The organism is Aquitalea sp. USM4 (genome assembly GCF_004328945.1).
Classification (GTDB): Bacteria; Pseudomonadota; Gammaproteobacteria; order Burkholderiales; family Chromobacteriaceae; genus Aquitalea; species Aquitalea pelogenes.
Genome location: NZ_CP029539.1, coordinates 736,038 through 748,587, shown reverse-complemented (window position 1 = coordinate 748,587; position 12,550 = coordinate 736,038). Strand labels below are relative to the sequence as shown.

General features: G+C 61.6%; 11 protein-coding genes and 1 tRNA gene. 8 read left to right on the top strand and 4 right to left on the bottom strand.

Features of this window, described 5'->3' with window-relative positions; all coding sequences use genetic code 11:
- Window positions 1–2 precede the first annotated feature (2 nt).
- Window positions 3–1,097, top strand: coding sequence for a polyamine ABC transporter substrate-binding protein (locus DKK66_RS03475; protein WP_131355552.1), 1,095 nt, complete (start codon window positions 3–5; stop codon window positions 1,095–1,097).
- Window positions 1,098–1,129: 32 nt separating this feature from the next.
- Window positions 1,130–2,659, top strand: coding sequence for a DUF3138 family protein (locus DKK66_RS03470; RefSeq protein WP_131355549.1), 1,530 nt, complete (start codon window positions 1,130–1,132; stop codon window positions 2,657–2,659).
- 45 nt (window positions 2,660–2,704) lie between these two features.
- On the opposite strand, the gene DKK66_RS03465 is transcribed toward DKK66_RS03470, so the two are convergent.
- Complete coding sequence (locus DKK66_RS03465; RefSeq protein WP_131355546.1) at window positions 2,705–3,184, bottom strand: DUF3237 domain-containing protein; 480 nt, start codon at window positions 3,182–3,184, stop codon at window positions 2,705–2,707.
- 103 nt (window positions 3,185–3,287) lie between these two features.
- Entirely contained in the window at window positions 3,288–4,508 is a 1,221-nt protein-coding gene (locus tag DKK66_RS03460) for an MFS transporter (RefSeq protein WP_131355543.1), read from the bottom strand.
- A gap of 118 nt (window positions 4,509–4,626) precedes the next feature.
- Between DKK66_RS03460 and DKK66_RS03455 the strand changes: the two genes are divergently transcribed.
- Window positions 4,627–5,601, top strand: coding sequence for a LysR family transcriptional regulator (locus DKK66_RS03455; RefSeq protein WP_207389847.1), 975 nt, complete (start codon window positions 4,627–4,629; stop codon window positions 5,599–5,601).
- Window positions 5,602–5,715: 114 nt separating this feature from the next.
- Here DKK66_RS03455 and DKK66_RS03450 read toward each other — a convergent pair whose 3' ends face one another.
- Complete coding sequence (locus DKK66_RS03450; protein ID WP_131355540.1) at window positions 5,716–6,012, bottom strand: hypothetical protein; 297 nt, start codon at window positions 6,010–6,012, stop codon at window positions 5,716–5,718.
- Between the two features lie 312 nt (window positions 6,013–6,324).
- A tRNA-Gly gene (locus tag DKK66_RS03445) sits at window positions 6,325–6,398 on the bottom strand.
- Between the two features lie 432 nt (window positions 6,399–6,830).
- Here DKK66_RS03445 and hflK point away from each other — a divergent pair.
- From hflK to DKK66_RS03420, 5 genes are all read left to right on the top strand, one after another.
- Window positions 6,831–7,868: an FtsH protease activity modulator HflK gene (hflK, locus tag DKK66_RS03440; RefSeq protein WP_242673564.1), complete on the top strand. Its 1,038-nt coding sequence runs from the start codon at window positions 6,831–6,833 to the stop codon at window positions 7,866–7,868.
- Window positions 7,868–8,746, top strand: a complete 879-nt coding sequence (gene hflC, locus DKK66_RS03435) for a protease modulator HflC (protein WP_131355537.1) — start codon at window positions 7,868–7,870, stop codon at window positions 8,744–8,746. The genes hflK and hflC overlap by 1 nt, the downstream gene beginning before the upstream one ends.
- The gene (locus DKK66_RS03430) at window positions 8,743–10,005 is read left to right on the top strand and encodes an NRAMP family divalent metal transporter (RefSeq protein ID WP_207389846.1); all 1,263 of its coding nucleotides are present in this window, start codon (window positions 8,743–8,745) and stop codon (window positions 10,003–10,005) included. The genes hflC and DKK66_RS03430 overlap by 4 nt, the downstream gene beginning before the upstream one ends.
- Window positions 10,006–10,038: 33 nt before the next feature.
- Complete coding sequence (locus DKK66_RS03425; RefSeq protein ID WP_131355534.1) at window positions 10,039–11,181, top strand: YjbE family putative metal transport protein; 1,143 nt, start codon at window positions 10,039–10,041, stop codon at window positions 11,179–11,181.
- Window positions 11,182–11,262: 81 nt separating this feature from the next.
- Complete coding sequence (locus DKK66_RS03420) at window positions 11,263–12,522, top strand: DUF1615 family protein (RefSeq protein ID WP_131355531.1); 1,260 nt, start codon at window positions 11,263–11,265, stop codon at window positions 12,520–12,522.
- The last annotated feature ends 28 nt before the right edge of the window (window positions 12,523–12,550 follow it).

Genomic DNA, 12,550 nt, shown 5'->3' with positions numbered 1-12,550 from the left:
AAATGAAGAAACTGATCCATACCTGTTGTGCGCTCGCCCTGCTGGGCGGCGTGTCCGGCCATGCGGCAGCAGATGCCGGCCAGGTCAATGTCTACAACTGGGGCAATAGCCTGGCCAAGGACAGCAATGCCAACTTCCTCAAGCAGACCGGCATCAAGGTGCGCTATCAGGAGTTCGACAGCAATGACACCCTGATGAGCAAGCTGCTGGTGGGTAATTCCGGTTACGACGTTGTCGTCCCGTCCGATGCCTACTTTGGCCGCCAGTTGCAGGCCGGCATGTTCCGCAAGCTGGACAAGAGCAAGATTCCCAATCTGGCGAAGCTGGACCCGGCATTGATGAAGATTCTGGAAGGCAGCGACCCTGGTAATCAATACGGGGTGCCGCTGAACTGGGGCACCGACGGCATCGGCATCAATCTGCAAAAAGTGGAGTCCGTACTGGGCAAGGGCGTGCCGCTCAATACCTGGGACATGCTGTTCGACCCCAAATACATGGCCAAACTGTCCAAGTGTGGCGTGTCGGTACTGGATTCGCCGGTGGACATGTTCGGCATGGGCTTGCACTACCTGAAAAAGAATCCGCTGAGTACCAATCCGGCCGATTACCAGGAAGTGTTCAAGCTGCTGAAAACCATCCGGCCCTATATCGGCCAGTTCAATTCCAGCAGCTATGGCACAGACCTGGCCAGTGGCGATATCTGCATGGCCTTCGGTTATTCCGGTGATATCAACACCGCCCGCATTGCCGCCCAGGCCGCGCACAAGCCTTACACCATCCAGTACATCCTGCCCAAGGAAGGCAGCGTGATCTGGTTCGACGTGATGGCTGTTCCCAAGACTGCCCCCAATGTCGATGCCGCGATGAAATGGATCAACCATGTGATTTCGCCCAACGAGGCCGCGGCACTGAGCAACGAAACCTTCTACCCCAGCGCAGTACCGGCGGCCAAGCCGTTGATCCGGCCGGAAGTACTGTCCGACCCGACGGTTTACCCCAGCGCCGCCGAAATGAAAAAGCTGTTTACCGTGCGTGCCCTGCCTACCGAAATCATGCGGCTGGAAACCCGCTTGTGGCAGGAACTGAAAACCCACTGAACGCCATCGCTTAGCCATTCGGGGTAAACATCATGCAAAGAAGACTGATCGCCATGGCCGTCATGGCCCTGCCGGTGATGGCGCACGCCGGTAGCGACAGCAGCACCGCCCTGCTGCAAAAACTGGAGGCACTGGAGCAACAGGTAAAGGCCCTGCAGCAAAGTAATGCCCAGATTCCGCTGCTGCAGCAGCAAGTACAAAACCTGCAACAGCAACTGGGCAGCAACAACACCGCAGCAAGTACTGGCAATGCGCCAACAGCAAGCGAAAGCGAGGAGCCGGAAACCCTGCAGCAAACCGTCAACAGCCTCAAGATCAAGGTAGACACGCTGAGCGAAGCGGCACAAACCGGGCCGATTGCCGGCCTGAGCGTAAGCGGTTTTGTTGACCCGATGTTCCTGTACAACCGCAACAGCAACTCTGCCGGTTTCCGCTTTCTCAACAAGAACAGCGCTTATAACTATTACGACAGCAATCTGGGCGATGTGTATCTGGACATCAAGAAAACCTTTGGCGTGGGGCCGGAGGCCCCCAGCGTGGAGCTGGTCATCCAGCCGGACCGCGGCAGCGGTGCCAGCTTCAGCAGTGAAGGCGGCGGCCTGACCAACAGCATTTTCAACCAGGCCAATGTCAACCTGCCGCTCAGTTCCACCGGCACCCTGCAACTGGGCCTGCTACCCAGTCTGGCTGGCTATGAGCCCAATCCGGCCAATCTGACCCAGACCCTCACCCACAACCTGCTGTTCGACTTCAGTGAACCGGCATCCTATCTGGGCATGAACTACAAGCTGTTCACCAACAACTACCAGACGCTGTGGCAGTTTATGCTGGCCAATGAACAGCTCAAGTCAGCCGGTTCCATCGTCAGCCAGAACGGGCGCAGCAACAGTAACAGCACCCCCACGCTGGCGGCGCGGGTGGACTACCAGTACACCAGCTCGCTGGACCTGGGCTTTTCCGCCAATATCGGCCGCCAGACTATCTACACACCATCCAGTTGCACCAGTGGTTTCGGCTATCAATGCAATCTGACATCGCCCTTTGGCCGCTACTTTTATGCCGAAGCTGACCTGACCTATACCTGGTCGGACATCCAGTACAACGCCCAGCTGGATTACGGCCAGCAGGCGCACGCCGCCTGGAATGGCGGCATGGCGCAATGGTATGGCTTCTCCTTGCTGGCGGCCAAAAAGTGGAATACCGACTGGCTGGGCAAGGTGGGCACGGTGGTGCGGGTGGACTACCTGAACAACAGCCGCAACGGTGGAGGTGGCAGCGGCATCCTGTATGGCCTGAGCGGCAACACGGCCAGCATCAATCCCACCAGCGGCTGGGGCGTGGACCAGCAATGCCTGAATGCTTCCAGCAACAACGGTATGGATTGCAAGGGGACTAACCGCAGTGACATCGCGCTGGATTTGCTGTTCTACCCGGCGGACAAAATGACGGTGAAGCTGGAATACCGCCATGACTTTGCCAGCAATGCGGTGTTCCAGCGCAGCGATGGCAGTCTGTCACGCAATAACGACATTCTGGCCACCCAGTTCATCTACGCCTTCTGAGCATGCTGCAGCAGCCCGCCTCGCCAGCGCGAGGCGGCTGTTTTTTCAAGCCAGCCGGTAGATGGCAATGTCCACCCGGTCGGCCAGCGGATAATGCACTGTCCCGACAAAAACCTGATGGTTGACCCAGTGATGGGGGCCTGCGCCAGTCCTGATTTCCGGCTGGCAACGGCAGTGGTACAACTCAGCCGGAACCGGCCATACCCCGTTGCGTTCCAGCGCTGCGCCTGCGGGTGACAGATGCAGGAAACCCCGGTTATGCACCAGCAGCACTGCACCATCATCCAGCTGCACGGCATAGCGGGCATCCATGATGCCAACCCCGTCCGCGCGCTGCAGGTAATTGTCGAATCCACCCGGCAATACCCGGCCCGACAGGCCATCCGGCCCGTGCACCACGCCACCGGTGATCGGGTACAGGCAGCGGTAACCATCCTCCGTATTACCCACTGCCATTTCGGGGCCGATATTGACCGAGAGGTTTAACCACAGTTGCAAAGGCGGGGGGGCATGTACAGTTTGCATCGGCGCGCTCCAGTCACCAAAGGTGGGGAAACGCCAGAGACTACCCCCACTGTCCTGCACTGGCTGTCATCGGATTTGCCGACAACACGCTGTGGCCAGATGCTTACCTCCGGCACCGCACCAGCAAGGCCAGCAAGGATGCCAGCGCAGCAAAGCCGGTGACCGCACTCCAGCCATACCCGGCCAGCAACATACTAGCCAATACCGAACCCAGCGACATGCCGATGAACATGCAGACAAACAGTACAGCATTCAGTCGGCTGCGTGCCGCCGGGTCAATCCGGTAGATGACGGCCTGATGGGCGATCAGGCTGGCTTGCACGCCAAGGTCGAACAGCACTGCGCCAGCTGCCAGCAGGCCAAGCTGCGTGTTCAGCGACAGCATGGGTGCGAGGCTCAGCATGACAAAGGCCATGGCAGCCAGAGCTGCACCGGCGCGGGTGACCACCTCCGGCCCCTTGCGATCCGCCAGATGACCGGCCAGCGGTGCAGCCAGCGCCCCGGCGGCACCGGCCAGGCCAAACGCGCCGGCAGCGGCACTACCCATATGGAAGGGGCTTGCGTGCAGCATGATGGCCAGCGTGGACCAGAATGCGCTGAAGCCAACCGACAGCAGCCCTTGCGCAATGGCCGCACGGCGCAGGGCACGGTGCTGGCGCCACAGGCCAAGCAGCGAGCCGAGCAAGGCGTGATAGGGCAGTGTCGTGCTGGGCTGAAAGCGCGGCAGGTAACGGCGGATGGCCAGGCCGATGCACAGGATGCTGGCAGCGGCAATGAAGAACATGGCCCGCCAGCCGTATTGCTCGGCCACCACTCCGCTGATGACCCGCGACAGCAGGATGCCTGTCAGCAAGCCGGTCATCACGGTGCCCACCACCTTGCCACGCTCAGCCTCGGCGGCCAGCGTGGCGGCAACCGGTACGATGTCCTGGGCCAGTGTTGCGCTCAGGCCGATCAGCAGCGAAGCCGGCAGCAATACCGCCAGCGAAGGCGACAGCCCGGCCAGCAGCAAGGCCAGCACCAGCACGGCAGCCTTGATCAGCATGATGTTGTGCCGGTCATGGCGGTCCCCCAGCGGGGCCAGCAGCAAGATACCCAGCGCGTATCCCAGCTGCGTCAGGGTGGGCACCAGGCCGGTGGCCTGACCGGACGCACCGATATCGCCAGCCAGTACGCCCAGCATGGGCTGGCTGTAGTAAAGGGAAGCAACCGACAGCCCGGCACCGGTGGCCATCAGCCCGATCAGCGAGCGGGGCAGGGCGTGAGATTGGGCCGGTGTGACCGACGGAGCCACCGGATGTGGCAGGACTTTGGTGGAAGACATGTGCAGCCTCATGAATCAAGTGATGACCGTGACATCATGGCTGTGTGTGCTGTGCATGGGTAGGCACGTGGATTGAAGATCTGTTATACGTATTATGTATGACAGTGCAAGGCTGACCATGATGGATGACATACAAGAACCGGGCAGTCCGCTGCGGACAAGCATGCCCTTGCAAGCAGGAACCGGAGAGCGCATCGAGCTGATGCTGACCTTTCTGAAAATTGTCGAGGCGGGCAGCCTGTCCGCAGCTGCGCTGCAACTGGGCACGACCCAGCCCACCATCAGCCGCCGGCTGCAAATGCTGGAGCGTTCGCTGGGATTGCGCCTGCTGCAACGTACCACCCACACCATGCGGCTGACCCAGGATGGCGAGCGCTGCTATGAGCGCGCCAAGGAGCTGCTGGCTGGCTGGGCGCGTTTTGAATCCGAACTCAAAGGGGCCAGGGAAGAGCCAGAGGGCGTGCTGCGCGTGATCGTGCCGCACGCCTTTGGCCAGGAACGCCTGATCGGCCCGCTGGCCAGCTATCTGCAGCAGCATGCCGGCATGTCGGTGGAATGGCTGCTGCATGATGACCGGGCCATTCAGGACTACATTGCCGCCGGTATCGACTGTGCGATACAGGTGGGAGAAGTGACCGACCCAGGGCTGGTTGCCCTGCCACTGGCCCAGGTGCCGCGCATTGTGGTGGCAGCGCCTTCCTTGCTTGATGGCCAGCCGATACCGCAAGACGCGGCCGAGCTGGCGGCGCTGCCCTGGCTGGCCCTGCGCACCTTTTACCGCAACGAGGTGCAGTTGACCCACTCGGAGACGGGCAGGCACAAGCGCATCCAGATCCGCCCGCGTTTCAGCACCGACAGCCTCTATGCCTTGCGCAGTGCGGCCCTGCAGGGGGTAGGTGTCGGAATCGGCTCGCGCTGGGTGATGACCGAATACCTGGAGCAAGGGCAGTTGATCCAGCTGGCACCCAAATGGCAGGCCGCACCGCTACCGGTCAGCCTGGTGTATCCCTATGCCCGTTTCTATCCGGCCCGCTTGCGTCGTTTTATCGATCTGGTGCGCGCTGAAGCGCCTGCCATTTTTGGCGAGCACTGAGGACAGGAGGAAGGCAGGTCAGGCATCAGATGCTTGCTGTGTCGTCTGAGCAAGTCGAGGACATGCGGCTTGTTCGACCTTGTGGCTGGTCATGGAGCCACCCTGGCTGCGCACTTAATGGCCACAGGCGTTGGCTGCCATACTCGCGGTTAGCTTGAAGAAAACCAGCGAAGCACATCCCGACAGGAAAAGCGGTGTGGGTATGGTCTGTGTTCGTTTCATATCCTCGATTGCCATCTTCATGATCACAATCAGCAAAGCTACAAGAGCGAGGGCGAAGGTGATAGCAAGCGCCGCAACCTTAGTCCCCTTTAGCGACCATATGTATGGGGAGCAGGGGCTGGATAGCCAGGCTGCGACCAAGGTATTCAAGACGATGAACAGCAGTGCGTATGAGCGGGTTACTTTCATTTGTTCCCGGGGCCTCTTTTGTGCCGTCCTTGCCACCAAGACTGGCAGCCGTGCTTCAGGATCTGAGCCTTGTGCATTTGGCGGCATCTTTCGGGTTTTCAGCCAGAGAAGGTGATCTTGTTCTTGCTGTTAATGATGATCTAGCGATCAGAGGCAATGCAAAGACGGAAGGCCTGGACCAAACATCGGCGTACAACATGTACTGCTTGGGGCATGGTTTTCTCAGTCATGTGTAATACCCATGGAAGCCAGCAATGAAAAAAGCCATTGAGGATCAGTAGCTTACTGAAATTCAATGGCTTTTTGCGAATCTGGAGCGGGCGATGGGAATCGAACCCACGGCACAAGCTTGGGAAGCTTGGGTATTACCATTATACGACGCCCGCGAAGTGGTGCATTGTAACCGGCTTTTCTCTGGCTGGGTAGTCGCTTGTGTATCCGTGCAGCGCTGGCCTGGGCTGCTTGCAGGCACGCAGCGTCTGATACAAAAACTGCACACAAACCCACTTGATTGACAGGGGTTCGCGCGCGAGCATGCCGGCCATGCTTGCGGAATAAAACGGCTGGCTGCAAGGCGACAGCCGGGCGAACAGGGAGTGGGTGATGGCGGAAGCAGCGGCGCTGGCTGCTGTCGCTATCCCTGGTTTCGGCCCTGGGTGGCATCGGTCTGGCCATCAGCACCTGGTTATAACCTTGGCAAGCGGACAGGGATGTCATCCGCCAATAACCATGCTGCATTGTAGACATTCGGGGTGAAGCAAGCAGCAACAAGGCAGTCGGCAAGTGCGGGGCGGGCCCGCAACAAGAAAGGCAAAGCAGTGCAACAAGACGAAGCCGGTCAAGCGGCAACACAGGGCGCGCCGCGTATCAGCTGGACGCAGCGGGTGGATTATTATCTGGATGTAATGGGCATGCGCGGCAAGGGCTTGCTGCTGCTGGGTGGCCTGCTGGCCACCGGCTGGATCATGGCCGGCATCTACAAGGTACAGCCGGACGAGCAGGGCGTGGTGCTGCGCCTGGGCCGCTGGGTGGATACCACGCAAGCCGGTTTGCATTACCACCTGCCGTGGCCGATTGAAACCGTGCTGCTGCCCAAGGTTACCCAGATCAAGCAACTGAAACTGTCCAACCTGTACGACGGAGTGACGGGCGAATCCACCGACCCGCGCGACAAGCAGATGCTGACCGGTGACGAAAACATTGTCGAAGCCGATGGCGTGGTGTTCTGGCGCATCAAGGACGCCGGGCAGTTTTTGTTCAAGGTGAACAACCCGGAAACCTCGCTGCGCATTGCTGCGGAAAGCGCCATGCGCGAGGTGGTGTCGCGCACGCCGATTCAGGCGGTGATGTCCAACCGTCGCCAGCAAGTGGCCGATGAAACCCGTGAACTGCTGCAAACCCGGCTGGACCAGGCGCAAAGCGGCATTCTGGTCACCCAGGTGCAACTGCAACGGGTAGACCCGCCAGCCGCGGTCATCGACGCCTTCAACGATGTGCAGCGCGCCCGTGCCGACCAGGAGCGCGCCCGCAACGAAGCCCAGGCTTACAGCAACGACATCCTGCCCAAGGCGCGTGGCGATGCAGCGCGCATCCTGCAGGAAGCGCAGGCCTATCAGAGCCAGGTGGTGAACCTGGCGCAGGGCGAAGCCAAGCGTTTTGATTCGGTGTACCAGAGCTATGCCCAGGCCAAGGATGTCACCGCCTGGCGGCTCTATCTGGACAGCATGGACGAAGTGCTTAAGAAGGCCAGCAAGGTGGTGGTGGATTCCTCCGGCAAGGGCGGTAATGGCGGCGTGCTGCCGCTGTTGCAGTTGCAGGACAAAGACAAGGCCAAGCCTGCCAAGGAGACGCGTTGATGGCTACTTCCTACAAGGGTGCGGGCATTGTGGCCGCACTGGCGGCCGTGTGGCTGCTGTCGTCTTCCTTCTACACCCTCAGCGAGGGGCAAAAGGGCCTGATCATCCGCCTGGGTGCGCCTATCGACGTGGATGCCGAGCCCGGCCTCAAGTTCAAGCTGCCGCTGGTGGACAGCTTGCAGTTTTATGATGTGCGCCTGCAAACGCTGGCTCCGCCGCCGGAGCAGATCATCCTGGGTGATGAAAAACGGGTGGAAGTGGAAACCTATACCCGTTACCGCATTGCCAACCCGCTACGTTTTTACCAGGCGCTGCGTACCGAGGATCAGGCACGCCTGCAGCTGACCCAGCTGGTGAGCACCTCGCTGCGGCGCGAGCTGGGCAAGGTACCGCTCAAGGCCTTGCTGTCAGGGGAACGCACCCGCATCGTGCAGCAGATCCAGCAGGAAACCGCCACCCGCGCCGGCACCCTGGGCATTGAAGTTACTGAGGTGCGTCTGCACCGTGCCGACCTGCCGCTGGAAACCAGCCAGGCCATTTACGACCGCATGAAGTCGGCACGTCAGCAGGAGGCCAAGGAGCTGCGGGCGCAAGGCGCGCAATGGGCGCAGGAAATCCAGGCCAAGGCCGAAGGCGAACGCACGGTCATCCTGTCCGAGGCCCAGCGCCAGAGCGCCATCATCCACGGCGAGGGCGATGCCCAGGCCAACCGCATCCTGGCGGCAGCCTTCAGCAAGGACCCCAAGTTCTACAAGTTCTACCGCTCCTTGCAGACTTACCGTCAGGCGCTGTCGGATTCGGCCCCTACACTGTTGCTGACACCGGATTCCGCCTTGCTGCATGACTTCCGCAACGGCCCGGCCAGCAGCAAACCATGAGCCAGCTGGCCAGCACCTTGCGCACGCTTGCACCACTACAGCTTGGCCGCCTGCAAAGGCTGGCCGCCACCCTGGGGCCGGGGCTGGTGGTGATGCTGGCTGATACCGATGCCGGCAGCGTGCTGACTGCAGCGCAAAGCGGTGCGCAATGGGGCTATCGCTTGCTGCTGTTGCAGTTTCTCATCATTCCGCTGTTGTTCATGGTGCAGGAGCTGACGGTGCGGCTGGCACTGTCCAGCGGCAAGGGCTATGGCGAACTGGTGCTGCAACGCTTTGGCCGTGGCTGGGCGCGGCTGTCCACTACGGCCTTGATACTCAGCTGCTTTGGCGCGCTGCTTACCGAAATGAGCGGACTGTCCGGCGTGGCGCAGTTGTACGGCGTGCCGGTATGGCAGAGCGTCGCGGTGCTGGCGCTGTTGATTTTCCTGATGGTGGCCAGTGGCAGTTACCGCCAGGTGGAACGCATGGCCATGCTGCTGGGGGTGGCCGAGCTGGCCTTCCTGTGGATGGCCTGGCGCGCCTGGCCGCAGTGGTCCCACATTCGCCAGCAGTTATTGCAGCTACCCTTGCACGACAGCAGTTACCTGTATTTGCTGGCGGCAAACCTGGGCAGCAGCGTGATGCCGTGGACCGTGTTCTATCAACAGTCCGCGCTGATCGACAAGGGACTGAACCTGGCCGACCTGCGCGCTGCACGCATGGACACCATGCTGGGGGCCGTGCTGTGCCAGCTGATCACCGCCGCCGTGCTGATTGCCGCGGCTTCGGTGTTTGCCGGGCATGGCGCGGTATTGCTGGATACCATCCCGGAGCTGGCCACCGCCTTTGGTGCGGCGCTGGGGCCGGTAGCCGGTCGGCTGCTGTTTGCGCTGGCACTGAGTGGCGGTGCGCTGGTGGCGACCATCGTGGTATGCCTGTCCGCCGCCTGGGCGTTGGGTGAGCTGGGCGGGCGGCATCATGCGCTGGCCGAACATCCGCGTGCAGCCCCCTGGTTTTATGCAGCCTTCGCCCTGATGCTGCTGCTGGCCGCTGCCGTGGTGGCCATCAGCCCCAGCCTGGTACGGCTGTCGATTGCCACCGGGGTGCTCAATGCGCTGTTGTTACCGCTGGTGTTGTGTTTTCTGTACCGGCTGGCACGCAGTGAGCTGCCCGTCGGTTTGCGTCTGCAAGGGCCGTATGCCGTGCTGGTGGCGGTGCTGTTTGTGCTGGCCGGTGGGCTGGGCCTGTTTGCCGGTATCACCGGTGCGCTGGCTGCCTGAGGCGGCAGGCCAGATTGCAATGGAAAGGGTGTGATGGAGCTGGATGGTTTGATGCAGGCACTGGGAATGACACTGCAAGTGTTCATGCTGGACCTGATTCTGAGTGGCGACAATGCGCTGGTCATTGCGATGGCCTGCCGTTCGCTGCCGCCGCAGCTGATGCGCAAGGCCGTGTTGCTGGGTACCGGTTTTGCCATTTTGCTGCGGGTGCTGCTTACCACGGTGGTGGGCTTCCTGCTGCAAGTGCCGCTGCTCAAGCTGCTGGGCGCGGGCTTGCTGATCAGCATTGCCATCAAGCTGTTGCTGGGCGATGAAGAGGCCGACAGCCTGCCCGGCAATGCCGGGGACAGCCGCCAGCTGTGGTCGGCGGTGTCGGTGGTGGTGATGGCTGACCTGGTACTGAGTCTGGACAATGTGGTGGCGCTGGCCGCCGCCGCGCAGGGCAGTGTGCTGTACCTGATTCTGGGCTTGCTGTTCAGCGTGCCCTTGTTGATGTACGGCAGCCTGCTGATTGCCCGTCTGCTGAATGATTACCCGCTGCTGCTGCCATTGGGTGCCAGCCTGCTGGCCTGGGTGGCCGGGCAGCTGGCGGTGAGCGACCCGCTGGTGCTGGACTGGGTGAATACCCAGGCCCCGGCCTTGCAAGTGGTGGTGCCGCTGCTGTGCGTGGTATTCGTGCTGGTGGAAAGCCGCATCATCCGCGAGCGTGCGCCCGGACTGACGCCACCTCCGCCACTGGGATGGCTGGATGGCCTCACCGGCCGTCTGGCGCGCATCGGCGAGGCGGGCAGCGTAGCCGAGACTACCGTCCAGGCGGCAGCGCTTCCCTCACTGGCCGAGTCACCGGCTGCACCGTCCTTGAGCGTGCCGGATGCCCCCTCGGATACCCCGCTTGTCGTCGCTGAGCCTGCCGGCGAAGCGCAGGCTGACACTGCGACACAGGCTGCGGATAGCGCCACCGACGTCGCAGTGCCGGTCTCCGCCCGTTCTCCTGCAACGCCCAAGCCGCCGCGTGCGGACGGGCTGCTGAGCTCGCCGCGCATGGCCTTGCTGGTGAAAGTCCTGCTGGGCCTGGCCGCCCTGGTGGGGATTTGCGCATTGGGCTGGCTGGTATTCCATTTGCTGAGCCAGGGCTTTTTGCCCACCCCGGCGCCCAGCCACAAAATCAAACACTGATGCACACGGCCATGCTCCGGCATGGCACCATCACGATTCCGGCGTCCGCATTCCGGCAGGACGTTCTTGAAGGACTTTTGCATGTACCGTTATCTGTCGGTGGCGGCATTACTGGGCTTGACCGGTTGTGCTGCCACGGTGGCCCCGGTGGCCCAGCCTGTTCCCGCTCCTGCGCCTGTGTTGCGCCCGGCCCCGATGCCGGACCCGCAAAGCCTGTTGCCCGCCCCCGTGGTCAAACCGGTGACGCCTGCTCCGCTTGTTGCCCCCGTCAGCAAGCCGGTGCCCTTGCCGCTGCAACCGGCCTATGCCAACGAGCAGGAAGGCAGCGCCTTGCTGGACAAGCTGCTGCCGCGTGGCATTCCGGCGCGGCGCGAATGGCATGGCGACATCATGACCGCCTTCAGCCATCTGAAGATTCCGTATGCGCCACAATACTTCTGCGCGGTACTGGCAGTGGCCGAGCAGGAGTCCGGCTTCAACCCCGATCCGGTGGTCCCCAATCTGTCGAAGATTGTCTGGGGGCAGATTGAAGAGCGGCGGCAGAAGTATTTCATCCCCTCGCTGGTGGTGGATGCGGCCATGCTGAAGAAATCTCCCAATGGCCAGACCTACAAGGAACGGGTGAATGCCTTGCGCACCAAGAAGCAGATGAATGCGCTGTTTGAAGACATGATCCGCGAACTGCCGTTCGGCCAGACCATCTTCGAACACAAGAACCCCATCCGCGATGGCGGGCCCATGCAGGTGAGCGTGGCCTTTGCCGAAACCCAGGTGCGCGCCTGGCCTTACCCCTACAGCTATACCAGCTTGCGTGACGAAGTATTCAGCCTGCGCGGCAGTGTGTATTTCGGCACCGCCATCCTGCTGCAATACCCCATCAGCTATCCGGACATGGTGTACCGCTTTGCCGACTACAACGCCGGGCGTTACGCCAGCCGCAATGCCGCCTTCCAGCAGGCGGTGCAGCACCTGTCCGGGCAGAAGCTGGCGCTGGATGGCGACATCATGCTGTACAGCGACAAGATGAACCGCGTGCTGTCCGGTGCCACCAGCGACACCCAGCGCGCACTCAACGGCCTGGCCGGGCGCTTGCGCATGAGCCCGGACGAGGTGGCACGCGATCTGCGGCAGGAAAAACTGGCGGCGTTCAGCCAGACTGAAGTCTACAAGCGGGTGTTTGCGCTGGCCGACCAGTCCGGCAAGGCAGCACCGCGCCAGATCATCCCGCAGATCGTGCTGATCAGCCCCAAGTTCACCCACCAGCTGACGACGGAATGGTTTGCCAAACGGGTGGATGGCCGCTACGAAAAGTGCATGGAGCGCGGTGGATTCCGGCCCTGATCCATGCTCTGTACAAGCAAAAACGGCC